Annotated in this window: 21 protein-coding genes; 13 read left to right on the plus strand and 8 right to left on the minus strand. The window is 65.4% G+C overall.

All coding sequences use genetic code 11. The annotated features are described in order from the left end of the window. Positions 1–64 precede the first annotated feature (64 nt). Positions 65–1,450 carry a malonyl-CoA decarboxylase gene (locus tag ACQY4Y_RS25765; RefSeq protein ID WP_428493409.1) on the plus strand — a complete coding sequence of 462 codons (1,386 nt, stop codon included), beginning with the start codon at positions 65–67 and terminating at the stop codon, positions 1,448–1,450. A gap of 40 nt (positions 1,451–1,490) precedes the next feature. Here the strand turns inward: ACQY4Y_RS25765 and ACQY4Y_RS25770 are convergent, their stop codons facing one another. The 6 genes from ACQY4Y_RS25770 to ACQY4Y_RS25795 form a co-directional block, all read right to left on the minus strand. Continuing rightward, on the minus strand, positions 1,491–2,219 hold the full coding sequence (locus ACQY4Y_RS25770) for a DUF4410 domain-containing protein (protein WP_428493410.1): 729 nt from the start codon (positions 2,217–2,219) through the stop codon (positions 1,491–1,493). Positions 2,220–2,284: 65 nt separating this feature from the next. Beyond that, positions 2,285–2,785 carry a hypothetical protein gene (locus ACQY4Y_RS25775; protein ID WP_428493411.1) on the minus strand — a complete coding sequence of 167 codons (501 nt, stop codon included), beginning with the start codon at positions 2,783–2,785 and terminating at the stop codon, positions 2,285–2,287. A gap of 28 nt (positions 2,786–2,813) precedes the next feature. After that, a complete protein-coding gene (locus ACQY4Y_RS25780) occupies positions 2,814–5,306 on the minus strand; it encodes a hypothetical protein (RefSeq protein ID WP_428493412.1) in 2,493 nt (830 codons plus the stop codon). Between the two features lie 110 nt (positions 5,307–5,416). Then, the gene (locus tag ACQY4Y_RS25785; RefSeq protein ID WP_428493413.1) at positions 5,417–6,112 is read right to left on the minus strand and encodes an ion channel; all 696 of its coding nucleotides are present in this window, start codon (positions 6,110–6,112) and stop codon (positions 5,417–5,419) included. A gap of 58 nt (positions 6,113–6,170) precedes the next feature. After that, a complete protein-coding gene (locus ACQY4Y_RS25790; protein WP_428493414.1) occupies positions 6,171–6,578 on the minus strand; it encodes a hypothetical protein in 408 nt (135 codons plus the stop codon). A 265-nt stretch (positions 6,579–6,843) separates the two neighbouring features. Then, positions 6,844–8,937 carry a BTAD domain-containing putative transcriptional regulator gene (locus ACQY4Y_RS25795; protein WP_428493415.1) on the minus strand — a complete coding sequence of 698 codons (2,094 nt, stop codon included), beginning with the start codon at positions 8,935–8,937 and terminating at the stop codon, positions 6,844–6,846. Between the two features lie 337 nt (positions 8,938–9,274). Between ACQY4Y_RS25795 and ACQY4Y_RS25800 the strand changes: the two genes are divergently transcribed. The 3 genes from ACQY4Y_RS25800 (at position 9,275) to ACQY4Y_RS25810 (ending at position 11,712) form a co-directional block, all read left to right on the plus strand. Further along, a complete protein-coding gene (locus tag ACQY4Y_RS25800; protein ID WP_428493416.1) occupies positions 9,275–10,333 on the plus strand; it encodes a YeiH family protein in 1,059 nt (352 codons plus the stop codon). A gap of 255 nt (positions 10,334–10,588) precedes the next feature. Continuing rightward, positions 10,589–10,771, plus strand: a complete 183-nt coding sequence (locus tag ACQY4Y_RS25805; protein WP_428493417.1) for a hypothetical protein — start codon at positions 10,589–10,591, stop codon at positions 10,769–10,771. Between the two features lie 266 nt (positions 10,772–11,037). Beyond that, positions 11,038–11,712, plus strand: coding sequence for a DUF6065 family protein (locus ACQY4Y_RS25810; RefSeq protein ID WP_428493418.1), 675 nt, complete (start codon positions 11,038–11,040; stop codon positions 11,710–11,712). 70 nt (positions 11,713–11,782) lie between these two features. Here the strand turns inward: ACQY4Y_RS25810 and ACQY4Y_RS25815 are convergent, their stop codons facing one another. Together ACQY4Y_RS25815 and ACQY4Y_RS25820 are read right to left on the minus strand one after the other, a co-directional pair. After that, positions 11,783–14,125: a family 16 glycosylhydrolase gene (locus ACQY4Y_RS25815; protein WP_428493419.1), complete on the minus strand. Its 2,343-nt coding sequence runs from the start codon at positions 14,123–14,125 to the stop codon at positions 11,783–11,785. 374 nt (positions 14,126–14,499) lie between these two features. Beyond that, complete coding sequence (locus ACQY4Y_RS25820) at positions 14,500–15,048, minus strand: hypothetical protein (protein ID WP_428493420.1); 549 nt, start codon at positions 15,046–15,048, stop codon at positions 14,500–14,502. Between the two features lie 174 nt (positions 15,049–15,222). Between ACQY4Y_RS25820 and ACQY4Y_RS25825 the strand changes: the two genes are divergently transcribed. From ACQY4Y_RS25825 to ACQY4Y_RS25865, 9 genes are read left to right on the plus strand one after another with little or no spacing between them, the layout of a single operon-like run. Beyond that, complete coding sequence (locus ACQY4Y_RS25825) at positions 15,223–16,761, plus strand: exopolysaccharide biosynthesis polyprenyl glycosylphosphotransferase (RefSeq protein WP_428493421.1); 1,539 nt, start codon at positions 15,223–15,225, stop codon at positions 16,759–16,761. Between the two features lie 60 nt (positions 16,762–16,821). Further along, positions 16,822–17,973 (plus strand): glycosyltransferase family 4 protein, encoded by a 1,152-nt coding sequence (locus ACQY4Y_RS25830; protein ID WP_428493422.1) that lies wholly within the window; start codon positions 16,822–16,824, stop codon positions 17,971–17,973. Beyond that, positions 17,958–18,905 carry an NAD-dependent epimerase/dehydratase family protein gene (locus ACQY4Y_RS25835; protein WP_428493423.1) on the plus strand — a complete coding sequence of 316 codons (948 nt, stop codon included), beginning with the start codon at positions 17,958–17,960 and terminating at the stop codon, positions 18,903–18,905. Before ACQY4Y_RS25830 ends, ACQY4Y_RS25835 begins: the two co-directional genes overlap by 16 nt. Further along, a complete protein-coding gene (locus ACQY4Y_RS25840; protein WP_428493424.1) occupies positions 18,871–19,812 on the plus strand; it encodes a glycoside hydrolase family 16 protein in 942 nt (313 codons plus the stop codon). The genes ACQY4Y_RS25835 and ACQY4Y_RS25840 overlap by 35 nt, the downstream gene beginning before the upstream one ends. Positions 19,813–19,820: 8 nt before the next feature. Beyond that, entirely contained in the window at positions 19,821–20,906 is a 1,086-nt protein-coding gene (locus ACQY4Y_RS25845; protein WP_428493425.1) for a glycosyltransferase, read from the plus strand. Further along, positions 20,903–21,997 (plus strand): glycosyltransferase family 4 protein, encoded by a 1,095-nt coding sequence (locus ACQY4Y_RS25850; RefSeq protein WP_428493426.1) that lies wholly within the window; start codon positions 20,903–20,905, stop codon positions 21,995–21,997. The genes ACQY4Y_RS25845 and ACQY4Y_RS25850 overlap by 4 nt, the downstream gene beginning before the upstream one ends. After that, positions 21,997–23,460: an oligosaccharide flippase family protein gene (locus ACQY4Y_RS25855; RefSeq protein ID WP_428493427.1), complete on the plus strand. Its 1,464-nt coding sequence runs from the start codon at positions 21,997–21,999 to the stop codon at positions 23,458–23,460. Before ACQY4Y_RS25850 ends, ACQY4Y_RS25855 begins: the two co-directional genes overlap by 1 nt. Then, positions 23,457–24,617 (plus strand): glycosyltransferase, encoded by a 1,161-nt coding sequence (locus ACQY4Y_RS25860; protein WP_428493428.1) that lies wholly within the window; start codon positions 23,457–23,459, stop codon positions 24,615–24,617. Before ACQY4Y_RS25855 ends, ACQY4Y_RS25860 begins: the two co-directional genes overlap by 4 nt. After that, positions 24,614–26,767 (plus strand): GumC family protein, encoded by a 2,154-nt coding sequence (locus ACQY4Y_RS25865; protein WP_428493429.1) that lies wholly within the window; start codon positions 24,614–24,616, stop codon positions 26,765–26,767. Before ACQY4Y_RS25860 ends, ACQY4Y_RS25865 begins: the two co-directional genes overlap by 4 nt. Positions 26,768–26,783: the final 16 nt, after the last annotated feature.

Raw genomic sequence — 26,783 nt, forward strand, 5'->3', positions numbered from 1 at the left:
GTGAGACGCGACTTTCTCGCCACACTGGCTATGATGATGGCGTTGCCGTCTGAATGGAGCCTGCATGAGCGAAGCTGTTTCCACCGGTCTGCTGGATCGTGCCATCCGACGCATCACCGAGGCCTGGCGCGATATGGCGTCCAGCGTTTCGGGGGAGGTGGACGAGACGCTGGAGGCACAGATGCAGGCCTGCCTGGCGGGGCGCGGCGGCGAGGTCAGCGCGCGCAACCGATCGGCGAAGTTGGCGCAGACCTATCTGACGCAGGACGATGCCGGTCGGGCTGGGTTCCTGCGCACCCTGGCGGGGTTCGATTCCGATCCCGACGCGGTGGCGGCGGCCTATACCAAGGTGCAGGCCGCCAAGGACGTGGCGGAACGGGCGACCGCGAAGGCGGCGTTGCGGCTCGCGCTGGAACCGCCTCGGCTGCGACTGTTGACGCAGTTCACCTCGATTCCCGACGGGCGCAAGTTTTTGGTCGATCTGCGCGGGTCGCTGCTGAAGCTGCGCGGCGGCGACAAGCTGCTGGCGGCGCTGGACGCCGATCTGCGCGGGCTGCTGGCGGCGTGGTTCGACATCGGCTTTCTGGAGCTGCAGCGGATCGACTGGAACAGCCCGGCGGCGTTGCTGGAAAGGCTGGTCGACTACGAGGCGGTGCATGCGATCCGGTCTTGGCGTGACCTGAAGAACCGGCTGGACTCGGATCGTCGGTGCTACGCGTTCTTCCATCCGCGGATGCCGGGGGAGCCGCTGATCTTCGTCGAGGTCGCGCTGGTCAAGGGCCTGGCCGGCAGCGTGCAGAACCTGCTGGACGAAAAGGCGCCGCTGCAGGACCCGTCACAGGCCGACACCGCGATCTTCTACTCGATCAGCAACTGCCAGTCCGGGCTGGCCGGGATCAGCTTCGGCAATTTCCTGATCAAGCGGGTGGTGGAGGAGCTTTCGGCCGAGTTCCGCAACCTGAAGACATTCGCCACGCTGTCCCCGATTCCGGGCTTCCGGCGCTGGCTGGACCCGCTGCTGGCGGCGAACGAGCCTCGGCTGCTGAGTGACGAGGAAGCCGAGGGACTGGCCGCGGCGGTACCGGCCGAGACCGGGTGCCAGGCGCTGGCCGCGATCATTGCCAAGCGGCATTGGTGGCGGGATGCGACGCTGCGCAAGGTCGCCGAACCGGTGCTGACCCGGCTGGCCGCTCGGTTTTTGATGGTGGAAACGTCCGGCAAGCGGGCGAAGGATCCGGTGGCGCACTTCCATCTGTCGAACGGCGCCCGGGTAGAGCGGCTGGATATGGCCGGCGATACCTCGGACAAGGGCGCCAAGGAAAGCGCCACGTTGATGGTCAACTACCTGTATGATCCGGCCAAGATCGAGGATTGGCATGAGGACTATGCCGGCGAGGGCAAGCGCAACGCGTCGACCGTAGTGCGCAAGCTGGCGCGGGGGTGGAGCTAGCGGCCCTCGGGGTGGTGGCCGGGTCGGAGCCCGGGCGGCCTTATTGCAGCGCGGTCTGTGGGATCCAGCCTTGGGCGACGCCGAACTGGCCGATGCGCAAAGCGATCTTGTCGGCCAATGCGGTGGCCTCGGCGGTATTGGTGGCGTGGCGCTTTTCGGCGCTGGCGTGGGCGGCCCCGGTCAGCGCCGTCGAGGTGGCCAAGCGCTGGCCGACCGCGCCGGCGCCCATCGTTTCGGCGGCGCCGGGGGCGTTGCCGCTATCGGCCTTGCCTTGGAAGGCGGTCATGAACCGAGGCGGCGCGTTGGCGGATAGGGCGTAGAGCTGGGCGTCGGCGCCGATGCTGCTTTTACCAGCGCCCAGGCCGATCAGCACGCGACGGGTGCGATTGCCTTGATTGATGCTGGTGATCTGGCCCTGCAGCAGCAGGCCGTGCCGATCGCCGGTCTCGGTGGTTGCGAGTTCGGCGGGCAATCCGTACTTTTTCAAGCGTTCCACCAGGCGCTCCGCCAGCGCGTCCTGGGTATCCTGGATCGCCTGCAGTTCCTGGGTTCCGGCCGGCTGGTTGCCGGCCGCGCGCATGATGCGCGGTCCGATGCCCTGATCGAGGCTCACCTGGTCGGAGTTGAGCGCGAACCGCGACACCAGGATGCGATCCGGGCGTGCCACCGGCGGACCGAGATAGCTTTCCGTGGTCTGCACATTGGCATGCGAGCAGGCGGCAAGCATCCCGATCATGGCCAACTGTAGAAACGCCGTTATTCTTCGCATTGTTCTTTCCCCAACGCTGTATCACTCCGGTCAGCGCATCAGCGCGCTGAGTGCAACCGTCGCGGTTAACGCTGTCCATGTGCCTGGGCCAGCGCCGCCTTGCAGGATGGCGACAGGCGCGATTGGTTCTGGGCGAGGCAGGCCATGGCGCGGCCGCCGCCGAGCCTGACGCCCTGGCAGTAGGCGCGGAAGTCGCCGCCGCATGAGCGGCGCATGATCGCGGCCTCCTCGCGCGGCGACATCGCCGGTGGCGGGGCGGTTTGGCCGTGCGATGGCTGGGACTGCGCGGCGGGGGCGGGCGCGCCGATGGCGCCGACCGCGGACTGGCAGGCCGGCGACAGGCTTGCCATGTGACCCTGCAGGCATTGCAGCGCCGCGCTGCCGCCGGTCGGAACGCCGGAGCACACCGATGGATAGTCGGACCGGCAGGACTGTCTTACCGCACCGATCTGTGCCTGGCTGGGCTGTTGCGCGAACGCGGGTCCCGCCAGCGCCGGCAATGACAGCGCCGACAGGAGCAGACCGAGCAGGAGCTTGACCGCTTTGCGCTGCGTGGGACGTTGCATCATTTCCTCCGTTTCGTCGGCAATCATGTCAGCGCCGGCCGCGGCCGCCGCTGCCGAGTCCGCCGCCGAATCGTCCGCCCGTGGCTGCGCCGCCGAAGCGCTGGCTGCCGGCGGAGCGCGCCTGGCGGTCCTGCTCCAACTGGTTGTAGGAGCTGCTTTCCATCGTCGGGCGGCTGGTGTTGCGCGATTGGCCGGTGGCGCTGGAGGTGGTGCCAGTGCGGGGGGTCTGGGTCGAGGTGTTGCGCTGGGTGGTGTTGCGTTGGGTGGTGCTGGGTTGGGTGGTGCTGCGTTGGGTGGTGTTGGGTTGGCTCTGGGTCGGCTGGGTTCGGTTGGCCGCCGTGGTCGAGGGGTTGGTTGCGGTGGTTTGCGTCGGCGGCTGGCGTTTAGTGGATGACGACGTTGGCGGGGTGACCGGCTGCCAGCCGCCATTGCTCCACTGCGACCAACCGGTGGAGCTGTGCTGGTAGGCGTTGCCGTCGCGTCCGGCGTAGACATCGCCGCTCTGGGTTTTCACCGCGCCGCCGCGATTGCCATTGACGCCGCTGTAGCCGGCACCCTGGGCGCCGGTCGAGGACTGGAAGCCGCCCGCCGAACCGCGTGCGTTGCTGCCGCTGGCGGTGTTGACGGTCTGGTTCGGGCCGGAGAACGTGCTGGAGCCCCAGCGCGAATAGGGATTGGCGTTCTGATTGGTCGAGCCGGAGACTCCGGTGCGCGGGTTGTAGTAGCTGGCGTTGGCGGAGCCGCTGCCGTTCTGCCACGACGCGCTGCCGCGGGCATAACCGCCGGTGGTTGGGTTGTAGGCGGAAAATCCGCCGACGCCGCCGTTCGGGCCGTAGATCGCGCCGGCGGAACCATAGGCTCCGGTGGTCGGATTGTAGGCGGTGCCGCCTCGTGCGACGCCGCCATTGGGTCCGTAGACGGCGCCGCCGCGGGCCCAGGCGCCGGTGGTCGGGTTGTAGGCGGTGTTGCCGACGTAGGAATAGGGGTACGGGTAGTACACTGGCACCGGGCCCGGGATCACCACTGGGGGGTAGTAGTATCCGGTGCCGTAGACCAGCACGCCGGCGGTGACGAAGCCCATGGTGTAGCCGGCGGTGTAGCCGTAGGTGACCGCGGTCGGCGTCGCCCCGTACACTTGCACATAGGTCACGTTGTACATCGGGCTGGTCGGTGGGATGGTATAGATCACCCGGGGCACGCTCTCAGCCAGTAGCCAGGGGCCGGCGGGCGACGGACCGACGAACCACGCACCTTGATAGCAGACGTAGAACCTGCCGCCGGTTTGGATCACCTGAAACGAGGTGTTCACCGCGTAGGTCATGGCGGTGCCGGGGATCGGCTTGAACTTGGGCGGTCCGGCATAGACGACGGTGAGCTTGGCGGCGGTTTTCTTCAGCGTTGCCTGGCGCGGCACCTGGGCTTGCAACAGGGCGAGCTGGGCCTGGCTGGTGCCTGGCACCGAGGCGAGAACGTTGGCCTGCGGGTCCTCGGGCGGGATCATCGCGAAATCCGCCGGCAGGTCGTTGGAGGCGAAGGTCCAGGGACCGGCGAGGCCATGGGACGCGAACCAGCGCCCGGAGGTCAGCAGGAAGAAGCGTCCGCTGGAGGGCTGGAAGAACAGCACGCTGTGGGTGTTCCTGACCGACTGCAGCGTGGTGCCGGTGACCGGGGCGAATTGTGGTGCTCCATTGGTGACGATGAGTTCGGCCGGCCTGGTGCTGACATAGATCATTGCCGTGGCGCCCGGTTGGCCGGGTTTTGGCGGGATGGCGGCATGGACGGCGGCGAATTCGGCATTGGCCGGGATCGCTCGGAATGCCGCTGGCAGCTTGGTGACCGGGTGGTATGGGCCGTTATAGGCCGGCGCCATCAGCCACGATCCATTGTCCAGCAAGTACCAGTCCCTGCCGTCGGAAAACAGGTTCCAATTGGTATTGACGGCGAACGACAGGCCGGTCTTTTCGAGCGGCGCCATCACCGGATCGCCGTCGAACACGACCAGCGAGGCGGGTTTGTCGTTGTAGAAGATCACCGGCGGATCGTTGTTCAGATCGGCGTTCTTTGGTTCCGTCGTCTGCTTCAGGCTGAGCAGCACCGAGTCCAGCGGCACCGGCCTGGCATGGACGTCGGGCAGCGCGGCCTTGATCTGGGCCTCGATGCGCGCGGCGTGTTCGGTATCGAGGGTGGGAAAGCGCGAGGCCAACAGCTTCGGGTCGGTCAGCACGACATTGCCGGTCGCGGCGTCGGTCTGCGTGGCGAACGAAATCTCGGTGGTGCCGAGGATCGGCGCCTTGGCTCCGGGCGGGGTTATGGCGATCGCTTCTCGTGTGGTCAGGGTTTCATGGCCGGGCCATTCGATCGCCTGCGGCTGGTACACCATCACGCTGTTGCCGTTTACCATGATGGCATGCGGCCACGCCGGTTCGGCCGGGGGGGCCTGGGCGAAGGCAGCATTCATTGCGAATAAGCAAATATAGATCGAACAGGCAGTGCCACCGAGCATCGATCGCATGCTGGGCATGAGTTCCCCCAAGGTTTCCGGCAGCCGTTGTCTGATGATCGGAACCGATTGCCAGTTCCCGGGTCCGAGATTCAGCCAATAGCAGGCGATTTGAGCATCATCAAGTCCGGCTAATATTTCCTCGACTCGACATGCATGGTGACCAGTCGGGCGAGCAGTATTGCGAGGTAGAGTTGGCCCAGCACCGATTCGAGGTTGGCCATGCTGCGGGCCAGCGGGTTGATCGGCAGGATCTCGCCGAAGCCGGTGGCGGTGAGGGTGGTGAAGCTGAAATACAGCATTGTGCTGAGCGCCGCGGTTTCGCTCTGGTGGCCGGCGACGTCGGCGAACGCGTTCGGGTCGAGTTCGGAGATCATGCGGTAGATCGAGGTGAACGCCACGGCGATATTGAGGTAGAGGATGACAGCGCCCTCGATCCGGTGATGGGTGATGCGTCCGGGCGCGAACACAGCCCTGCCGATCACCAAGGACATGGCGACGACCGCGGCGATGACCGCCAGGTGACCCAGCCAGACGGTTACCAGCGAGGGATGATTGATCCGGGAAGCCAGCCCGGCGGCGGCCAGTACGGCGGCCACGCTGACCATCACCCGGGCGCCTGTGCTGGTCGAGATGATGACAATCATGATGATCAGCGGGGCGACGACAAGGGCCCCGGAGAACAGCGGCAGCCGTATGCCCATTCCGGCTAGCGGCGCGGCGACGAACAGGATCAGCGCTTCCAGCACGAGCAGGGCGGTAAGCGCGTGATCGCTGAGGTTGCCGAAGCGGCCGTCGGCGGGCGGTTGCGGCAGCCATCGCGGCATCAGCGCCGGCCCCCGCGTGCATCGGCCCGGGCGGACATTGGCCAGGGCGCGAAGGCGTTCAGCGGATCGGCGGGGCGTATTGCAGGCCGCCCTTGGTCCAGATGTTGTTGATGCCGCGCGGCACGCCCATCGGGGTGATGTCGCGGTTCCAGACTTCACCCAGATCGCCGACCTGCTTGATCACGTTGTAGGCCCATTTGTTATCCAGGCCCAATGCCTTGCCCACGTCGCCTTCGACGCCCAGCCGGCGGCGGATGTCGGGGTCGTTGCTGCTGAGCAAGGTATCCACGTTGGCGCTGGTGATGCCCTTTTCCTCGGCGGTGATCATGGCGACGAAGGTCCAGCGCACCAAGTCGATCCATTTGTCGTCGCCATTGCGGACCATGAAGCCGAGCGGTTCCTTGCTGATGATTTCCGGCAGCAGGACGAGGTCATCGGTCTTCGGCCCCTGGCTGAAGCGGAACATTGCCAGGGCCGAGCGAGCAGCGCGAGGGCGCCGATTCGAAGTCGGGGCATATAGAGGTCTCCTGCGGGCACGATGGCGCTGGGAGGGTCGTCCACAGCGCAAGAATCGTCTGATTGAACGAGAGGATAGGTCATTTTTGGGGAGAATATGGAGTTATTGTGGCATGACCGGTGGGGCGGGCCATGCCCGGCTCATGCTCGACCGACCCATGCTCGACTGGGGGCTCGACATGCTCGACTGGGGGGCGGCGGGAGGGGATCGAAGTTCAGGCGGCGCTTTCGGGGAGTCCGGCGCGGCGCAGTCCCTCGGCGTAACGGGCGATGTCCTCGGGGCGTTTGAGCGGCGAACGGGTGATCGCGGTCTCGACCGAGAAGCCGGGCTCGAGCGCCAGCAGGCGGTTCAGCACGCCGCCGGCTTCGCGGGTCGGATGCATCCAGCCGAGCGCCGCGAGATAGCCTTTGTAGGCTGAGGAGAACATCGGATTGAGCTCTACGGCGCGGCGCCCGGCCTCGATCGCATTGGCGCAGTCACCATTCATCAGGTAGGGCATGGTCAGTGACATGTCGAAGAAGAACACATGCGGATCGGACGGTGACAGGCGGATTGCCTGGTTGATTCGGCGCAGCGCTTCCTCGGGCTGGCCGAGATAGAGCTGGGACAGGCCGGAGAAACACCAGGCCACCGCCAGGTTGGGGTTGAGCGCGATGGCGCGTTCGTGCAGCGCGCTGGCCTCTTCGGGGTGGCGGCCCAGGAAGCCGCGCACGTGGCCGGCCAGGGTCAGCGCCCTTGCATCGCCGGGGTCGAGCATGACCGCGCGTTCGGCCAGGCGGCTGGCCTCGGCCGAGGCCTGCGCCGGATCGGCGGCCCAGCCCTGGCCGACATAAAGCAACCACCAATAGGCCAGCCATCCGTGCGCCACCGAACTGCTGGGATCGGCCTGCAGCGAGGCCTCGAGCAGGCGGCGGGCATCGAGATAGCTGTCGCGCTCCAGCCGGTAGAGGGCCGGCAGCGCCTGCAGCAGCAGATCCTGCGCTGTCATGTCGTCGGGCTGGGCGCGGGCGGCGCGGCGGCCTTCGTGCTTCATCAGTTCGGGATCGACCTGGGCCACGATGGCGGCGCCGAGTTCGTCCTGCATGCTGAGCGGGTCGGTGGTCGGGCGGTCGAAGCGGCCGGCCCAGGCGATTTCGCCATCGGCGCGGATATCGATCAGGCGGACGATGATGCGTACCCGGCCGAGGCCATACTGGATGGTGCCGTCGAGCAGGAGGTCGGCATCCAGGCTGGCGCCGGGGGCCGCGTCCGGCGAGGCTGACGGTTGCGGCCAAAGGCTGCCGGGGACGCAGGAGATCCAGCGAAACCGGGACAGGCCGGCGGATACTTCCTCGGCCAGGCCCTGGGCCAATCCGTCATCGTGTTCGGCGCCGATGGTGCGCAGCGGCGCGACGCGCAGCCGCAGCGCCGAGCGGTCGCGGCGTGAGCCGCCTTGGGGGCTGCCATGGTGGTTGGCTTGGGAGCTGGCTTGGGGGCTGGCTTGGGCGCTGCCCCGGGGGGCGCCTTGGGGCATCGCCAGCAGGGCCTGTTGCTCGGCGGCGCCGGAGCCGAGATTGATCCGGGGCGGCGGCCTGCCGGTGTCGGGCTGGGCGCGAATTCGCTCGATCAGGTGCTCGGTTTCGGGTGAAGGGGAGCGGTTCGCTTGTTCGGCGAGGGTGCCTCGGCAGCGGTCGTAGCAGGCCTTGGCGGCTTCCAGGTCGCCGCGGTCGGCGTGGCCGCGCATGACCGCGCGCCAGGCGCCTTCGTGCATGCGGTCGATGCTGAGCAGTTGTTCGGCGGCATCGATCACCGCCTCGGGCTGTTCACATTTGGCCAGCAGGGCTTCGCCGATGGTGCGCCCGATGCGCTGGAAGCGGCCGCGTTCGTCTTCCAGCCAGCGGTCGAAGGCCGGATCGAGACCGTTCAGATCTTCCAGCAGTACGTCCTGGAAGCGATCCAGCAGTTCGGCGCTGAGCACTGCCGGCTGGGCCAGCGACAATGCGTCGATCTCCAGCGCCGGGCCGCGCAGCGACAAATAGTGCCGGTCGGTGATGAGAACGTGGCCCCAGGCGGAGCCCAGCGTGTCCTGCAATTCGTGCACGCTCTGGCGCAGTGAGCCGCGCGCCTGCTCTTGCTGACGTCGGCTCCAGAGCAGCGCGGCGAGTTGCTGGCGCAGCACCGGTTTCGGACTGGCGATGGCCAGAATGGCAAGTAGGGCGCGGGTCTTGCGGGTGCGCGGCAGGCAGTTGCGGCCGGCGGAATCGTCCGCCGCCATGTGGCCGAACAGGCGCAGGCGCAGTCGGGCCGCGTCCGGCGACGTTGCCTGCATGTCTGGGCTACGAGGAGCGTGCCGACGGATGACGACACCTTGCTCAGGCAGCGGCTGGTATCATGGCGGTCCACAACCTCGACGGGTGCCGTACGCGGTGTCTTAACGCAACTGTTCACACACTGCAATATGTCCGCGGATAAAATATCCTCGGTGCCGTGGGGGTTGCCATGGGGGTTGCCATGGGGGGTTGCCATGGGGTTCGGGGTCTGGAGGTTTGTGTTCTCCGGCTTTGGGCTGGGGCGGAGAGAAATTTTACCCGCTGCCCGATTGGTGACAGATGTTGGCGCCTGGCCCAATATCGGGGGACGGCGGGGAATGGAGGTTGGATGTGGCGATGTCAGGCTCGACGGTGGCGGTGCAATCGGGAATCGCGACGCAGCCGTGGTTTCGCCGCGGGCTGGGACTGGTTCTTTGCATCGTTATTGCCGGGCTGGCCGAGATTGCCGGGGGCTACGCTCCGCTGGTCGGGGCGCCGCTGTTCGCCATCGCCATCGGGGTGCTGATCGCCAACGCCTGGCCGGCGCTGTCGCAGCAGAAGTCGCTGGGCATATCCGACACCAGCAAGCTGTGCCTGAAGGTTGGGATCGTGCTGCTGGGCGCCAGCCTGAACCTTGGCGATATCGCGCGCACCGGGCTGGGGTCGCTGCCGTTGCTGGCGGTGACGATGACGGCGGGGCTGGCCTGCGCGCTGCTGCTGGGCAAATCGCTTGGCATCGACTGGCGGATGCGCTGCCTGATCGGCATCGGCACGACGATCTGCGGCGGGTCGGCGATCGCCGCGCTGGCGCCGGTGATTCGGGCCAAGGCCGAGGAGATCGCCTACTCGATCACCGTGGTGTTCTTCTTCAACATGGTGGCGGTGTTCACTTTTCCGGCGCTGGGCCATCTGTTGGGGCTGAGCGACAACGGCTTCGGGGTCTGGGCGGGAACCGCGGTGAACGATACCTCGGCCGTGGTGGCGGCGGGGTTTGCGTTCAGCCAGGCCGCCGGGACCACGGCGACCATCGTGAAGCTGACCCGCACCACGCTGATCATCCCGCTGGTGTTGGGCTTCGGGCTGGCGCTGGCGTTCCTGGACAAGGAGGAGAACGCCGGCGATCGATCTGGCGCTCAATCCCTGGGCAAGCGGGTTTATGCGGCGGTGCCGGTGTTCATCATCCTGTTCGTGGTCGCCGCGGCGGCCAACACCGCCGGGCTGATCGGGTCACATGCAATGCAAGTGCAGATGCTGGGCCGGGTGGTGATGGTGGTGGCGCTGGCCGCGGTGGGGCTGCAGGGTCATTGGCGCGCCTTTGTCGGCGCCGGCAGCCGTCCGCTGGTGCTGGGCCTGGTGACATGGTTCGTGGTGGCGGCATCGAGCCTGGCGGTGCAGGGTTGGAGCCATGCGCTTTGAGGTTAGGGCGGGTTGCGGAGCATTTTCATATGTTCCGGGTTATTTAAGAAAATTGTCTTGACATAGGACTGCGATCCCCGTAACTTTGGCTTGTCAACGGGACAGCTATGTCTTGCGGGCTTCGGGCAGGATCCGGGGCCTGGGGCAGGTTTCAAAACTGACATTGAAACGACTTCGATCAGGGCGGCCGGCATTCGCTGGCCGCCCTGATCGCGTTGTCTCGGTTGGCATGTCGTTTCAACCAAGGAGAGTTCCATGCTGAATCGCACCGAAACCGTGAAGACCGTGGTGACCGCCGACGCCGGCAAGATCCGTCTGGGTGGCGGCTATCGCCTGCCGGAAGGCCGGGTTGACGCCGAACGCAATGGCGGCGCGACCACCGACGCCGGCAAGATCCGTCTGGGCGGTGGCTATCGCCTGCCGGTTCAGCAGGGCTGAGCTCAGCCGTCTGAACCGATCCGGAAGGCCCGATCCAAAGGGCCCGATCCGGAGGGCCCGACCCGGCATGGCCCGGCGATGAGGGGGTGCTGACCATCGCGCACCCGCCATCGTTGCCGGTCCGTTGCCGCGCGTGCGTGCCGAAACCGCGATAAAAGGTAGCCTGAAACATGTCCAGCAGTGACCCAATCGTTCGCTTCCACCAACTTACCGGCCACGGCCGGGCACCGATGCGAGCCGAGCGGTCAGCGTGCGGGACGTTGCCGATGCGGGCGGTGCGATACTGTGAGGCGCTGACCAGCGCGACGTCGTTCGGCTGGTGGTTGTTCGCGCCAATCGATCTTGAGCTGCTGTGGGACGGAACCGAGGTGTTCTGGCGCTGTGAGCGGGCGCCGGAGTGGATGCCGCTGTCGCCTTCGGCGCAGCTTCCGGACTACGCGGCGGAATTCGATGCGGTGGCGCCTGAGGCGCTGAAGGGGTGCTCGCCTCCGTTCCTGACCGCGTTGCCGGAGCCTGGAACGGTGCAGATCTGGACCGGGCTGATGGCGCAGACCGCGGCGGACTGGCATTTGCTGGTGCGGGCGCCGGCGAACATGCCCCCCGCCGGTGGGATCTGCCTGTTCGAAGGCATCGTCGAGACCGACCGCTGGTTCGGCCCGTTGTTCACCAACATGCGGCTGACCCGCAGCCACACGCCGATCCGGCTGCGTGCCGACTATCCGCTGGTGCAGGTGCAACCGGTGGCCAGGCACAGCTACAGCAACGATACGCTGGATCGAATGCAGTTGAGTTCGGGACTGGGCGAGGCGGATTGGGAGGCGTATCGCTGCTCGATCGTGGAGCCGAATTCGCGACCCAACCGGGCGTTCGGCGGCTATGCCACGGCAGCGCGCAAGGGGCGGCACCCGTGCATGCGCGGGCAGCCGGCCGGCGCCGCTTGACGGGGTGGAACCGGTTCCTGCGGCGCGCGATCCGGGCGGTTCGTTTTGCCCGGGATCGCGGCGGCCGGGGTCAGTGCTGGATCAGCATGGCGGGGGTCGATGTGGCGTTGGTCAGCGAGGATGCGCCATAGAGCGATGTGCCACCGCCATCGGGCGAGGAGATCGTCTGCATGGCGACGGCGGGGATCGCGGAATCGCTGGAGAAGGCGCGCAGATAGTCGATTTTCATCGTGCCGTTCTCGCCGGTGGCGTTGCCCGGCCAGGTGCCGCCGACGGCCAGATTGACGATCATATACATTTGCTGGGTGTAGTCGCTGGGCGTCGGTGCCTGTGCCACGACGGTGCCGTCGTAGACGAAGCTCATGGTCGTGGGCGTCCACAATACGCCGTAGGTGTGGAACGAGGTGGCCTCGTTGCCGTCCATGGTGGCCCAGGCGCCGGCCTGCTGGGCGGCGTTCTGGCTGTGGACGTCCCAATGGGCCTGGCTGGTGCCGCCTTCGCCGTTGGCGTTCTGGGCGCCGAACGCTTCCAGCGCATCGACCTCGGGCGGCCATCCGCCTGGCTGATTGGAGTTGTTGTCCAGCATCCAGAATGCCGGCCACATGCCGGGTCCGGCGGGCAGCTCGGCGCGCATTTCGAAGTAGCCGTATTGCTGGGAGAACCAGCCCTGGGTGGTGAGTACCCCTGAATCGTAGGACAAACTGCCACCGCCTGGGGTATTGCCGGCGCCGACATAGGTGGCGTTGATGTCGAGCACGCCGTTGTCGAGGGCAAACGGGCTCTGGCCGGTCGAACTATCGCTCCAAAATTCCTGGTCGCCATTGCCGAGATAGCGCAGCCCCGATGACAGCGTGGTCGTGAACGCGCCGTCGGTGGGCGTCGGGCTGTTGGGGAAGCTGTTTGCCTCCCAGTCGAAGCTGAGGTGATAGCCGCTGAGGTTCAGCGCGGAACCGATGCCGCTTGACGCTATGGGAGAGCCGCCGGAGGCGGGCAGCGGGTCGCTGCCGGGGTTCCAGCCTGATCCGGCCCAGGAGTACCAGCTACCGCCGGTGTTTTCGTGCCACATCGTGCCGTTGACGTAGGCGATCTCGGCGACGTTGGCGGTGGATCCGGCGGCGCTGGCGTTGCGCAGCACGGTATCGGTGCCAGAGATGGTCCAGTGATTGCCGGCGGCGTCGGTGATGGTGCTGGTGGAGCCGGCCAGTATGAAGGTGTCGTTGGCCGATGGGGTTGCCACCGGGGTTGGCGTTGGTGCCGGAGTTGGCGTTGGTACCGGGGTGGGCACCGGTGTTGGCAGCGGAGTCGCGGCCGGCAGCGGATCGGCGCCGGCGGTCCAGGCCGACCCGTTCCACGAGTACCAACTCTTGGTGGTATTTTCGTGCCACAGCGTGCCGTTGACATAGGCGATCTCGGCGACGTCGGCGGTAAAGCCGGCGGCCTTGGCATTGCGCAGCACGGTATCGGTGGCGGAGATGGTCCAGCGATTGCCGGCGGCGTCGGTGATGGTGGTGGCGGAGCCGGCCAGCACGAAGGTGTCGTTGGCCGATGGGGTTGCCACCGGGGTTGGCGTTGGTGCCGGGGTGGGTATTGGGGTGGGCACCGGCGTTGGCAGCGGGGTCGCGGTCGGCAGCGGATCGGCGCCGGCGGTCCAGGCTGAGCCGTTCCAAAAGTACCAACTCTTGGTCGTATTCTCGTGCCACAGGGCGGCGTTGACGTAGGCGATCTCGGCGACGTCGGCGGTAAAGCCGGCGGCCTTGGCATTGCGCAGTACGTTGCCGGTGGCGGAGATGGTCCAGCGATTGCCGGCGGCGTCGGTGATGGCGCTGGTGGAGCCGGCCAGCACGAACGTGTCATTGGCGGATGGGGTGGGTAGCGGGGTCGGCGTCGGGGTCGCGGTCGGCAGCGGATTGGTACCGGCGGTCCAGGCTGAGCCGGTCCACGAGTACCAGCTCTTTGAGGTATTCTCTTGCCACAGCGTGCCATTGACGTACGCGATCTCGGCGACGTTGGCGGTGAAGTCGGCGACTTTGGCATTTTCCAGCACGGTGCCGGCGGCGGAGATGGTCCATTGATTGCCGGCGGCATCAGTGATCTTGCTGACCGAGCCAGCCAGCAGAACGGTGCCGGGGGCGGATGGAGCCGGCAGCGGAGTGGCGCTTGTCAGCGGGTTGGCGCCGGCGCTCCAGGCTGACCCGGTCCATGAGTACCAGCTCTTTGCGGTGTTCTCGTGCCAGAGTGTGCCGTTGACGTAGGCGATCTCGGCGACGTTGGCGGTGAAGCCGACGGCCTTGGCGTTTTCCAGCACGGCCCCGGTGGCGGAGATGGTCCATTGGTTGCCGGCGGCGTCGGTGATGGCGCTGGCGGAGCCGGCGATCAGGACGGTGTCGTTCGGCGATTTCGATACGGTGCTCAAATCGGTCTCCCGAAAGTATGATCGGTGAGACCGCTAGAACACGGCAATGTGATCGCCGGCAAGATATTTCTATTTTCAAAATATATCAAGACTATAATGAAAAATTAAGGCTAACTTTGCTATCGCATACTGACGTAGGACTGTGTGACAACTACGAATGCGTGCAAGTAAAGAAGGTTCGAGCGGAGCCACCTGGTCGACCTTGGATGGCAAGAGAAAGACGCTATCGCAACACGCATCAGCCTGTAGTCAGCGCTAATAGAGCGTTTGTTACGGTCTTTTGTCTTCGATATACTATTGGAACATTAGCGCCGGGTGTTACGGGATATAGCGAACATTGCGGTATCGTTTGGATAGGTCGAAACCACTACGCTTCACTGCACATTTTGGCATTCCATGCGAACGCCATCGGTGGTGCAGGGGCCACACGCGTTGTCCCCCGAACCCGCGGTGTCGAGCGCGGATTTGCACTGGCAGGTGGGCACCATCACCAATTCCTGGTCCTTGGTGCAATCCGGCATATCGGTCGGACTGTCGAGCTGGGGCATGGCCAGGGATGGATCGCCATGCGGCTGTATGGACGCCGCGCCATCGGCGGCGCCTCCGCAGCGCTGCTGCAATTGCGCGCAGAGGCCCGACATGGGACGGCCTCGGCAAAGCGATTGATAAGATCCGCAGGCAGCGGCCCCGGTTTGGGCCAGCGCGGGGCCGGCAACTGCTAGCATCAGGCCGGCGGCGGCCAGCGCCTGAGCGACTCCGTTTCGGACGTAGTGCAGCCGAACAGTCCGGAGAACCGCCGCCGCGGACGGAAAATGTAGCATGTCGCTCGCCCTTCTTATTCTGGCCGCTTCTGGCCGCCGGCCAACTCGATGATCTTCGTCGCGATAGGCACGGTCGTAAACAGCGCCTGCGCCGATCGCCAAAGACTGCCTCAGAGCTGTGTCGCAAGCACCCCATAAGCCGAGACATTTCACTTTTGACGCAGACGTGACTCACACCCCCGCATGCAGCGTTATAGGTTGCTTCAGTCGACTTAACGTGACTTGGATTTAACCAGCAGGTGGGATCAAGCTGAATGGTTTTGAGTTCCCAGCAGAATGGCCGCTGACGCCGGCGATCTTGCGGCAGGCCCGGCGGACCCAGCGGCTACGTTCCCATGTGGTCCGGTAGAGGCGCGTGTATCGCGCTGGCGGCTGATCGCGGCGCTGCAGGTGGCCGAGGCGCTGGCGGCGGCGATATCATCCGCCAAGTGGTTGAGCGACATCATGGCCGACGAGGGCGGTGGCCGGAGCAGCCTGTTCGACATGCTGCGATTCGGTGTCGCCGTGGCGTTGGTGGTTCACTTCGTTCTGCGCTCGCTGGGGGCATATGATTTTGCCGGGTTGCTGCATGTCTTTCGTTCCAGTCTGAAGGGTGCCGCGGCGTGGCTGCTGGCGACTGCTCCTTTGCTGTCGTGGTCGATGATGTTCGATTCCCATGCCGGGCTGTGGCGGAGCAGTTCGGTCGATTGGCTGACCGGGGCGGCATTCATCATGCTGGTTCGGTTAGGGGCTGGTTATGCCGGCGGCGTGCTGCTGGTGGCGCGACGGATCAGCCACAATGTGGCGATCGTCGGGGCCGGGGCCGAAGCGCAGAATTGCGCGCGGTTGCTGCAGCTGGATCCGGGGGGCGCCAATGTTGCCGGTTTCATTGACATTACCGGTTTCAGTGACGTTGCCGGTTTCAGTGACGTTGCCGGTTTCAGTGGCAGGGACAACGCGAGCTCGAGCGACCCGGACATCGCACGCAATGCCGAGGTCACCGCCGCGGTTCAGAAGCTGATCCAATCGCAGCGCGTCAGGGATGTCATTGTGGCGACATCGACGGCCGAGAGGGGCCAACTTACGGACCTGGTTCGCGGCTTGCTGTGCCTTCCGGCGCGCGTGCTGTTATGGCCGGCCAGCATCGGGATCGATCCGGAGTGGATGGCGTCGAGCGAGTTCAAGGTCGGTGGAATGCCGTTGCTGCTGGCGAGCGCTCCGCCATTGGACGGTTGGCACTGGGTGCTGAAGGACGTGCAGGACCGGATACTGGCGTTTTTGCTGGTGATCCTGTGCTCGCCGGTGCTGGCTGGGATCGCGGTAGCGATTCGGCTGTCTAGTCCCGGCCCAATTCTATTCCGCCAAGAGCGGGAAGGCTACAACGGCAACAATTTTATAATGTTCAAGTTCAGAACGATGCACGCGGCTGCTTCGCCGAGCGATCGACTGGTGTTGACCACGAAAGATGACTCCCGCGTGTTTCCATTGGGAGCGTTGCTGCGAAAGACCAGCCTCGATGAATTGCCGCAACTGTTGAACGTGCTGCGGGGCGACATGTGGCTGGTTGGACCGCGGCCGCATTCGCCGCTGGCGATGGCTGCCGGTCAGCGCTACTCGGCGGCAGCCAAGCGATACATGGCGCGGTTCAAAGTGAAGCCGGGGATGACCGGGTGGGCGCAGGTGAATGGGTGGCGTGGCGCGACGGACACGGTCGAGCAGATCGAACAACGGGTTATCCACGATCTGTATTACATCGAACACTGGTCCGTCTGGCTGGATTTCCAGATCCTGCTGCAAACCGCGATCAAGGGATTTGTCCATCAAAATGCGTATTGAGGCGATGTCCGGGCCGATAGCGGGTATCAACGGCGGCGGCGTGTTCGAGGATGGGCAAGCGTGAAGATCTGCTTCCTGACTGAACTGTTTCCCCCGAGCATGGGCGGTCAGCAACAGCGGTTTGGCGAGCTCGCCAGGCTGCTGGCGATGCAGGGTCACCAGGTTACGGTGATGTGCATCAGGAACTCGACCGAGGCACCGGCCGAGGAGGAACTGGCGAGCGGTGTCGTGGTGATCCGTCGCCCGTCACTGCCGCGCTATCAGAAGCCGCTGGGCGGTTTGCTGACGCGGTCGCCATTGGGGATGCTGCGCTATGCGCTGGCGGCGCGTCGGCTGACTCGGGCGGGCGAGTTCGATGCGATTTTCCTGAACCAATGGCCGTTGCTGCACATCCTGGCGCTGTCGCGGCGGGACCGCGACCGCTCGGTCGTCGACTGGTGCGAAATTCGTCACAGCAGGTTGTTCAGGCTGGTGCAGAGCGTGCTGCCCAGGCTGGTGGCGGCCAACACCGGCGTCTCGGCGCAGGTTGCGCGCCACATCCGCCGGTTTGCTCGGGACCGGGTATTGGTTCTGCCTAGCGGTATCAACGGCGCCTGCTACCGGATGGATGCGGCTGGGTCGCGTGGCGGCATGCTGTATATCGGCCGCGTCACCGAACACAAGAACCTGGCGCTGCTGATCGAGGCCTTCGAGGAGATGTGCCGCCGCGGTTATCAGGATCGGCTGACGATCGCCGGTGATGGTCCTGCCTTGGAGGCGGTGCGGCGGCGGGTCGCCAGCTCGCCCAGCGGCGAGCGGATCGAGCTTGCCGGTGTGGTCAGCGACGAGCGCAAGTATAACCTGCTGGCCGGGGCCAGGCTGCTGATGCTGACCAGCCAGCGGGAAGGCTTCCCTCGGGTGGTGGCGGAGGCGATGGCGAGCGGACTTCCAGTGATCACCGCGCGCTATCCGCAGAATGGGACGGTTGGCGTGGTCGAGGATTATCAGTGCGGGCTTTGCGCCGAACCGACGGCGGGCGCGCTGGCCGACGCGGCACAGACGGTGCTTGCCGACTGGGACACCTGGTCGGCGCGGTCGCACCGGCCGGCGGGCGGGCTGGAGTGGTCTATCCTGGTTCAGCAGTTCGAGGCGCTGTTGATCGAGACAGCGATGTCGGCTGGCAACCCAGGCCGTGCTCAACAGACTGAAGGAGTGTCATGCGAATCGTGGTGACAGGTGGTGCCGGTTTCATCGGCAAGCATGTTCTGGACTGGCTGGTCGGCGGACGCCACGACGTGTTGGCGATCGACGACTTCTCCAGGGGCCGGCGCGAGCACATTCCATCGCAGGTGAGCCTGCAGGTGGCCGACCTTTCGCAGATGGCGGCGACCGATCTAGCCGGGCTATTCGAGGGGTTCGGCGCCGAGGCGGTGGTTCATTTGGCCGCCGTGCATTTCATTCCCGAGTGCATGAAAAACCCCGAACGGACGTTCGCGATCAACACCAAAAGCACGCATAGCCTGATCGAGGCGGTCCAATTGAGTGCGGTATCGCGGGTGGTGATTGCCTCGACCCTCGACGTTTACCCGGTGGAGGACTGCATCCATCAGGAAGATCATCGCCCGGGCCCCAGCAACATCTATGGCCTGACGAAATCGCTGAGTGAGCAACTGCTGGAATATGCCGTGCGTGTCGGCGCCTGTGAGTCGGGCGTGGCTCTCAGGCTGGGGAACGTGTATGGGCCGAACGAAACCAATCCCCATCTGATTCCGGACGCCTTGGAGCGGATCCGGAAACGCGATGCGGCGGCACTGGTCATGGGATATCTCGGCACGGAGCGTGATTTCGTCCATGTCAAGGATATCGCCCGGGCATTCGGGGCCGCGGTCACTCGGGGGCCGGCGGGCTATCATGCCTTGAACGCGGGCACCGGGACCGGCGTTGCGATCCGTTCGGTGGTTCGGACGCTGCAGGCGCTGCTTGGCGACAACCGTCCGATGCAGGAAAACGCGGCGGCCTTCCGCAAATTCGACCGCAGGTCGCTGACCCCCAGCGTCGCGGCCATCGAGCGGGTGCTTGGCTGGCGGGCGGAGACGCAAATCGCGGACGGATTGCAGCAGTTGGTTGCCGATGTCGTGGGCGAACGCAGAGAGCGGGCAGCTTGAAGCCATGCGCCGGCGCGATCTCTTGGTGCTGGGCTCGCTGCCCGCATTAGGCGCCCTGCCCGCGCTGGCCGCGGGCAAGGCCGGCCGGTTTGACCTGTCGGGTTATCAGCGGACGTTCTCGACCGACTTCAGCAACAGGCGGCGTCCGCTGATGCGGGTGGACGGCGGTCCGTTCTCGACTCGTTATGAGGAATGGGGTGGTCTGCGGACGCTTCCAGGCAACAAGGAACTTGAGCTTTACGTGGACCCCGGGTTCGTTCCGGCTCATGGCGGGACCGACAAGCTTGGCCGGGCTGACGCGCCGGCTGGGTCGGGTGGCAAGCCGTTGGGGGTGGACCCATTTTCTATTCGTGACGGGGCGCTGGAGATCAGCGCGATTCCGACACCGCCGGCGCTGCAGGAAATGGTGGACCGCCCGTATCTGTCGGGCATGATCTCGACCGATCGGTTCTTCGCCCAACGGTATGGGTATTTCGAGATGCGGGCGCGGCTGCCCGCCGGGTTGGGGCTGTGGCCGGCGTTCTGGTTGGTGTCGAAGACGCAGTTGGAGCATATCGAGATCGACGTCATGGAGGCGATCGGGGGCGATACGGCGCACGTCTATCAGTCGACCCACATCAAGGCATCGCGGGGCAAGGGGATCCACGTTCGTGTCGGCGGCGACGGCTTCGACTACGCCACCGCGAGCCACAGCTATGGGCTGGCATGGACGCCCGACGAACTTGTGTTCACGATCGATGGTGTGGAAACGACCCGCACCGATGGCAGGCCATTCCGCGATGCACCACCGATGTATATGATCGCCAACCTCGCGGTCGGCGGCGATTGGGCGGGCACGCCCGATAGCGACACCCATTTCCCCGCCGTGATGCGCATCGATTATATCCGCGCCTATCGACCTAAATAGGGGATGCGGTGAACGACGGCACGCCATTGCGGATGTTGGACGCGCAAACAGGCCGCCGGGAGCGGAGTCTGCGGCTGGTTTCGCTGTGCGGGTCGATCAAGCCGTTGTTCAGCGGGACCGACGACTATCATGAACATCTGCTTGCCGTGCTGCGGCGCGAGGGCGTCGATGCGCGGCCGGTGAATGTGAAGCGATGGGGGCTTTCGCAGGTTGGTGAACTGCTCCGGCAGGTGGCTCGTGAACGGCCCGACGCGATCCTGATGCAATACCCGACGGATGCGTTTGGGGCGGCGCTGGGGCCGCACGCCTTCGCCTCATTGCAGCGGCAGGCGCCGTTGGTGGTGACGCTGCACGAGTTCGTCGCGGCCAATCCGGTACGACGGGCGTCGTTGGGCGTGCTGCTGGCGCGCGCGGCGGCGGTGATCATGACGGCGGAGACGGAACGGGACGCGTTGCTGGCGTGGTTTCCATGGCTGCGGCGGCGGACCTGCGTCATTCCGATCGGCGCCAATTTTCCGGGTCGCGAATGGCAACCGGGGCAGCCGCCGCTGGTGGTCTATTTCGGGCAGATCCGGCCGGAGAAGGGCTTGGAAGAATACCTTGGCTGCGTCGATGTGCTTGCGCCGCGGTTTCCGGATGCGAAGTTCGTCATTGCCGGATCCCGGGTGCCGAAGTTCGCCGGCTACCACCGCATGATCGAGGCCGAGGCCGGCAAGCGCGGCATCGGTCTGGCGGGTGAGATGCAGCCCGATCAGGTTTCCGACTTCCTGCATACCGCCACGGTTGCGCTGTTGCCGTATCCCTCGGGCGCCAGCTTTCGCCGCGGCAGCCTGCTGGCGGCGGCGGTGTGCGGTGTGCCCATCATAACCCTGCGCGGCGCGGAAACGCCGGCCGAGATGGTCAGTTTGCTGGACCCCGGGACATCACGCGCGGACCTGATCGCGCAGGCCGCACGCTGCTTGTCCGACAGCGCGGCGCGCGACCTGGCGCACCGGAGAAGCCGCGAACTCGGAGCGCTGGTGAGTTGGGAGGCGATCGGGGACCGCTACGTCGAACTGATGTCGCGGCTTGTGGCGGAACGGTTGCCGCGATGAAAGTGCTGGTGATCGCTGGGTCGCTTCCGCCCCAGGTCTGCGGGGTCGGTGACTTCACCGGCGCGTTGATCGACGCGCTGAAGGATCGAGACGTTGCCGTCGCCGTGCTGCACCGTCACCCATGGCGGTTGCGTGACGTTCCGGCGCTGTTGTGGGAACTGCGAGCCAGCGACGCCGATGTCATTCATTTGCAGTATCCGACACATGGCTTCCGCCGGTCGCTGGTGCCTCATTTGCTTCATCTGGGGCTGCTGGGGCGCTCGCGCCTGACCACGTTGCACGATTATTCCGGACAGCGCTGGCCGATCCGGCTGGGCATGAGTGTCTTTACGATTGGCGGGCGTCTTGTCGTGACAGGGCGGCTCGATCGGGAGGCGCTGGTGAAGCGCCATCCCTGGACCGAGCGGCGGCTGAGCACGATCCCGATCGGCAGCAACATTCCGGTCGGTGCGTGGGAACCGTCGGATCGCTTCACCATCGTCCATTTCGGCATGCTGCGGCCGGAAAAGGGCATTGAGGAGATGATCGAGCTTGCGCGGCTGTGCAAGCAACAGGGTCGCCCCTACCGCGCCGTCATCATGGGCGCGATCGTGCCGCACGCGCGCGACTACGCCGAGTCCCTGTTCAAGCTGGCGGAAGACACCGGGATCGAGTGGCAGTTGAATGTCTCAGCTCAACATGCCGCGGACGTGCTGCGCCACGCCCATGTGGCCTATCTGTCGCCGCCGTGTGGCGTGCACGAACGCCGCGGCACGTTGCTGGCCGCCGCGTCCAACGGGGTTCCGATCGTCGCCCGGGTGGATTGGGAGACCCCGGATTTTCTTCGCGACCACGTGGTTGCCGCCGCCGGCCCAAAGCAGGCGCTGGCCGCGATCGATCAACTTGCGGATCCGGTCCGACTGAAGCAGCAGAGCGAGCGCTCGCTTGCATTGGCGGAGATGTTTTCCTGGCCGACGATCGCGGAGCGCTATATCCAGGCGTTGCAGGCGGCATCGAGAAAGCGACCCGACCGCCGGCCCGTAAATTCCGGTTCAGAAACGAAGCCGGTTGCCGAGATGAGGGTTCGGCGGGATCCCGAGTTGGGCCTGTGATGGCGGACCAGGGCGCGGAATTGGCGCCCTCCGCGTCTAGCACTCGGATCTCCGTGCTGGCGTGGAGCGGGTTGGAGAACATGCTGCGGCAGGTCATGTCGCTGCTGTTCTTCTTCGGCACGGTTCGCTTTCTGGCCCCATCCGACCTTGGCGTGTTTTCGCTTGGCCTGGCGCTTTCGGGCATCTTCGCCATCTTCGTCGACGAGCCGATCGGCGAGGCGCTAGTGCAGCAGCACAGCATCACCGCGTCCGACTGGGACACCGGCTACACCATCAACATCGCGATCGCCGGGTTGTGCCTTCTGCTTGCCTGCGGCGTCAGCACGCTGCTGGCGCGGCTGCTGCAAGAGCCGTTGTTGCGATACGTCATCCCGGCACTCGCCTTGAGCTCGTTCGTCGGCGCGTTGGGCAACATCCACAAGGCGTCGCTGAGCCGGTCGCTGAAGTTCCGTACGATCGCGCAGACGGCGCTGGTGGCGCAGCTTGTTGGCGGCAGTATCAGTCTCGCGGCGGCGGCGGCCGGGTTCGGCTACTGGGCGTTGGTGCTGAATGTGCTGAGTGCCGCGACGGTGACGTCGGTGGCCTATCGGTCGATGTCCGGCTGGAGACCGAAGCTGCGGATCGACACCGCCATCGTCAACGCGCGGGCGTCCTATGTCGGTTATTCGGTCGCCATCCGTGCATTGTATCTGCTGCGCGACCAGTCCCTGTTCGTTGTCGCCGGCACGCTGGGGGATCTGAAGACCGTTGGCTACCTGAGTCTGGCGATGCGGGTGGCGCGGACTCTTTCGCAACTGTTCGAAGAGGTTACCTCGCGGCCGATGATCTCCTTGATCAGCCGCCAGCAAAACGATCTGGTTCGGTTTGGCGAGGTATTGCGGACGGTTCTGCTGGTCATTGGCGTGCTGGCATTTCCCTGTTTCATCGGTCTGGCCGAACTCGGGACCCCGGTGATAACGACATTGATCGGGTCGCGCTGGGCGCCAGCCGGTCATTACCTGCCGTGGATCTGTGCCGGACTGAGCGGCTGGCTGTTGCTGCATGTGGTGGCGGTGGCGCTGCGTGCCCGCAGCATGGGCCGGATGGCGTTGTATCTGACGGCGCCCTTGATCTTTGTCGATGCGGCGATTTTTGCCTCCGCCGCCTTCATCGGGCTGGACGCGGCGTTGATGGTTTGGGCGGCGCGGGCGCTGCTGACGGTTCCAGTCCTGGTGTCGATGCTGGCGAACCGGCTTGGGGTTTCGTTCCGCTCACTGCTGCGGATCTGGGGGCCACCGTTCGGCGCATCCATGCTGATGCTGTTGTGTCTGCGCTGGCTGGAGGCAGGTCCGCTGGCGGCCCACGGCGTGCTGAACCTGCTGGGACTGATCGCAACCGGCGCGGGCATCTACGGCATTACGTTGCTGGCGCTGTCCTGGCCGGGCACTCGCGGCAAGCCGTTGCCGTGGGGATATCGGCGGTGACCGCGACGCGACGGCAGGACGACGGAACGGTGCAGGTGCCGGCCGCGATCGGCGGTGAGCCGCGGGTTCTGATCGCGGCGTTCTCGGCGCGCTATGCGTTGGGACAACTGTTGGACGAGATGTTCGGCGCGCTCTGCCGTCGCCTGGATTGCCGCGTGCTGGTGCCGACGAACTATGCCGGGCGGATTCCCGAGCGAAGCCTGTATCGCGCGCCTTGCGGGGTGAGCAAGATCGGTGGGATCCTTGCCAGCATAAATCCTGTCGCGCACTGGAAAGTCGTCGCGGCGTTGCTGCGTGCGAAGCCTGATGTGGTTCATATCCTTACCGGCGAAGGCTATCTGTGGGCGATTAGCCTGGTTGTCGCGGCGAGGCTCGCCGGAACCCCTGTCGTGGTGACGCTGCACGATCCTGATCCTCATCCTGGCAATGTCTTCGAGCGTCTGAACGCGATTGTCAGACGGCCGGTGCTGGCGCTGACCGGAACGGTGCATCTGTTGGCTTCGCGACATCTTGAACGTGCAAAGACAATGGCTGGTCATGCGAGATTCGTGGTGACGCCGCACGGCAGTCTTGCCGGGCAGTTTTTGCGGCACCGAAAATGCGGCGTGAAGCGCGAAGAGCTGGTGCTTTTCTTTGGCCGGATTCAACAATACAAGGGGATCGACGTTTTGTTGCAGGCGATGCAGATGCTGCCGGCGACGACGCGGCTGGCGATTGCCGGTCCGGGCGTTATCGAAGTTCGCGACCAGCAAGTCGCCGACGCCCTGGGCGAGCGCGTTGAGTTGCATAACAAATATCTCGATGATCAAGAGGTGGCGGGGTTGATGCAAAGAGCCAGTGTCGTGGCGTTGCCGTATAGACACGTCACACAGTCATCGGTTCCGGCGATTGCGGCGGCGTTCGGCTGTCGTCTGGTGGCGACCGGGCTGGGAAACTTTGTCGAGGAAATTCCTCGGCTTGGCGGCGTCGTTGTCGATCCGGGAGACGCCTCCGCGCTGGCGGCGGCACTGCGTCAGGCGGTGGCGGCGGGACCCGTGGCAGGAACGAACTCGCCGACTTTTGACGATCTTTCGCCGTTATTTGTGACACTTTACCGCTCATCAGCAAAACCAGGCTTTGATTTGCGTCACACTGCTGAACAAGGGCTTTCCCGATGAACGCGACAACCGCATTGAGTTTGCCGGAAACGCTTGGGGCCTTGGCCAGCCGTAAGTGGCTGATGCTGGGTTGCGGCTTGCTGGGGGCGGTGCTGGCATTCGCGTTGAGTCTTGCCTTGCCGGTGCACTATCGGGCCGACGGCAGCCTGGTGATCCGTTCGGAGGCTCTGACCGCGCCGGACAACGACGCCGCGTTCAATGCGGCCGCGGTCAACGAGGCGGTGGTGACGACCGAGCAGGAGGTGCTGACCTCGAGAGGGCTGCTGGAGCGGGTGGCCCGGCAGGTGACGATACCGCCGCGGCTGTTGGACCAATGGAGCCTGATGGGCGCGATCACCGACACCGGTCGGGCGATCGCTTCGATCGGCGGGCCTTCGGCGGTGGCCTGGTATGACGGGCTGATGACGACGATCTCGCCGAAGCCGACTAATCCGGCAGCCGATGAAGCCGAGAAGCGCGTCCAGTTCCTGAGCTCGGCGATCAAGGTGGCGACCACCAAGGGGAGCAGCGTTCTCAAGCTGTCAGCGACCACCGGTGACGCACAGCTTAGCGCCGATATCATCAATGATCTGCTGAAGCTGTATACCCAGGACCGTATCGCCGAGCAGACGCACACCGCGACGCTGATCGAGAAGGCGCTGCACGGACGCGAGGAGAACACCAAGGAGCAGATCGCGGCGGCGGAAGATCGGCTGGGCGGTATTCTGGCCAAGCCTGGTGCGATCGAGGCCAATGAAGTTCCCGGCATGATGCGTGACATGAGCCAGCTTGGCGCGCGCTATGCGGAAGCCCAGGCCGACCTGGCTCGGCGCCAGTCCGACTACAACAGCGCGCTGGAACAGCGCGCGGCGAGCAAGGGAAATCCGATCGAATTCGCCGACGCGATGGGCGGCGGACGGATTCCGTTGCTCAGGCAACAATACGACAACGCGCAACAGGAGATGGCGCGACTGCCGACGCGCGATCCCCGGGCGGAGGTGACGCGCGCCAGCCTGCAGCGACAGCTCAACCGGCTGCTGTCGCAGATCACTGAGGAGGCGAACCGCATCGTGGAACAGCGGCGCAGCAGCCTGATCGCCTCGCAGCAGGTCGTTGCGCAGTTGGACAAAGTGATGACCGCCGTCCGCAACAAGAGCCAGGCCCAGGTCGGCGCCACGATCGGGCTCGAGCGGGAGCGCGGCAAGGTCGCCAGCCTGTGGCGCACCAGCGACGCGATCGAGACAAGGTTAATCGATCTGGCTGCGCGGCCGGCCAATTCGAATGCGCGTATTCTGACCAACGCCGATGTTCCCACCCGGCCGTCGTTTCCGAGCAAGAGCCTGTTCACTCTGGCCGGATTGGTGCTGGGTAGCGTGGCGGCGGGGGGATACACGCTGATCACCGCGCGGGCTCAAGGTCTTCGGCTTGGCGCGACGGAGCTGGCGGATCGGCTGAATGCACCGTTCCTGGGTGGTATTCCGCGGCTGCGTGGTCCGGTGGGCGGGTCGCGCCGCCTGATCGGGTCGAACACGCGCCAGGAGGGTCTGGCCGGCACCATCGCCGGTGTGGTGCTGGAGCTGGAAAAGGAGGTCAGGAAGGGCCAGATCCGTTCGCTGCTTGTCACGTCCGGGCGATCGGGCGAAGGCAAAACGACGATTGCGGCGGGTCTCAGTCGAGCGATGGCTTCGCTTGGGCTGGAGGTGCTGCTGGTGGACCTCGACCTGCGGCGGCCGCACGCGGAGGCGATGTTCACTGGTTCCGGCACCGCCGGGCTGGAAGCCGAGACGGTTTCGACAGGGTCGTCGCAGCCGCTGAACGTCAAGGTGGACCGGGCGACCGGGGTGCATGTGATGACGCCCTACCCGACGGCAACCGATCCGGTATCGGCGCTGCGATCGGGTCACCTGATGGAATCGCTGCGCGCCGCCAGGCAACGCTACGATGTGATGCTGATCGATACGCCGCCGCTGCTGTTGGTGCCGGACGCGATCGTTGCGGCCAATTTCGCCGACGCCATTCTGCTGGTGACCGAGTTCGGACGGACCGACATGCGCGAGATCGAGGAGCTGTCGCGCCGGCTGGCGCAGACCGGGCGGCCGATCCATGGCGTGATCGCGACCAAGGTCGAAAAGGATGACGCGGCCGCGGGCGTCTACATGGGCTACGGCTGAATCGAAGGTAAGCGAA

It is taken from the genome of Rhodopila sp. (genome assembly GCF_965277165.1).
GTDB lineage: Bacteria > Pseudomonadota > Alphaproteobacteria > Acetobacterales > Acetobacteraceae > Rhodopila.

Bases quoted from the DNA above. Each gene is read 5' to 3' on its own strand.
- ACQY4Y_RS25805 (WP_428493417.1), top strand. From the start codon at position 10,589: ATGCTGAATCGCACCGAAACCGTGAAGACCGTGGTGACCGCCGACGCC.
- ACQY4Y_RS25835 (WP_428493423.1), top strand. From the start codon at position 17,958: ATGCGAATCGTGGTGACAGGTGGTGCCGGTTTCATCGGCAAGCATGTT.
- ACQY4Y_RS25785 (WP_428493413.1), bottom strand. From the start codon at position 6,112: ATGCCGCGATGGCTGCCGCAACCGCCCGCCGACGGCCGCTTCGGCAAC.
- ACQY4Y_RS25855 (WP_428493427.1), top strand. From the start codon at position 21,997: ATGGCGGACCAGGGCGCGGAATTGGCGCCCTCCGCGTCTAGCACTCGG.
- ACQY4Y_RS25850 (WP_428493426.1), top strand. From the start codon at position 20,903: ATGAAAGTGCTGGTGATCGCTGGGTCGCTTCCGCCCCAGGTCTGCGGG.
- ACQY4Y_RS25800 (WP_428493416.1), top strand. From the start codon at position 9,275: ATGTCAGGCTCGACGGTGGCGGTGCAATCGGGAATCGCGACGCAGCCG.
- ACQY4Y_RS25775 (WP_428493411.1), bottom strand. From the start codon at position 2,785: ATGCAACGTCCCACGCAGCGCAAAGCGGTCAAGCTCCTGCTCGGTCTG.
- ACQY4Y_RS25865 (WP_428493429.1), top strand. From the start codon at position 24,614: ATGAACGCGACAACCGCATTGAGTTTGCCGGAAACGCTTGGGGCCTTG.
- ACQY4Y_RS25795 (WP_428493415.1), bottom strand. From the start codon at position 8,937: ATGCAGGCAACGTCGCCGGACGCGGCCCGACTGCGCCTGCGCCTGTTC.
- ACQY4Y_RS25765 (WP_428493409.1), top strand. From the start codon at position 65: ATGAGCGAAGCTGTTTCCACCGGTCTGCTGGATCGTGCCATCCGACGC.
- ACQY4Y_RS25770 (WP_428493410.1), bottom strand. From the start codon at position 2,219: ATGCGAAGAATAACGGCGTTTCTACAGTTGGCCATGATCGGGATGCTT.
- ACQY4Y_RS25840 (WP_428493424.1), top strand. From the start codon at position 18,871: ATGTCGTGGGCGAACGCAGAGAGCGGGCAGCTTGAAGCCATGCGCCGG.
- ACQY4Y_RS25780 (WP_428493412.1), bottom strand. From the start codon at position 5,306: ATGCCCAGCATGCGATCGATGCTCGGTGGCACTGCCTGTTCGATCTAT.
- ACQY4Y_RS25825 (WP_428493421.1), top strand. From the start codon at position 15,223: ATGGCCGCTGACGCCGGCGATCTTGCGGCAGGCCCGGCGGACCCAGCG.
- ACQY4Y_RS25790 (WP_428493414.1), bottom strand. From the start codon at position 6,578: ATGTTCCGCTTCAGCCAGGGGCCGAAGACCGATGACCTCGTCCTGCTG.
- ACQY4Y_RS25810 (WP_428493418.1), top strand. From the start codon at position 11,038: ATGCGGGCGGTGCGATACTGTGAGGCGCTGACCAGCGCGACGTCGTTC.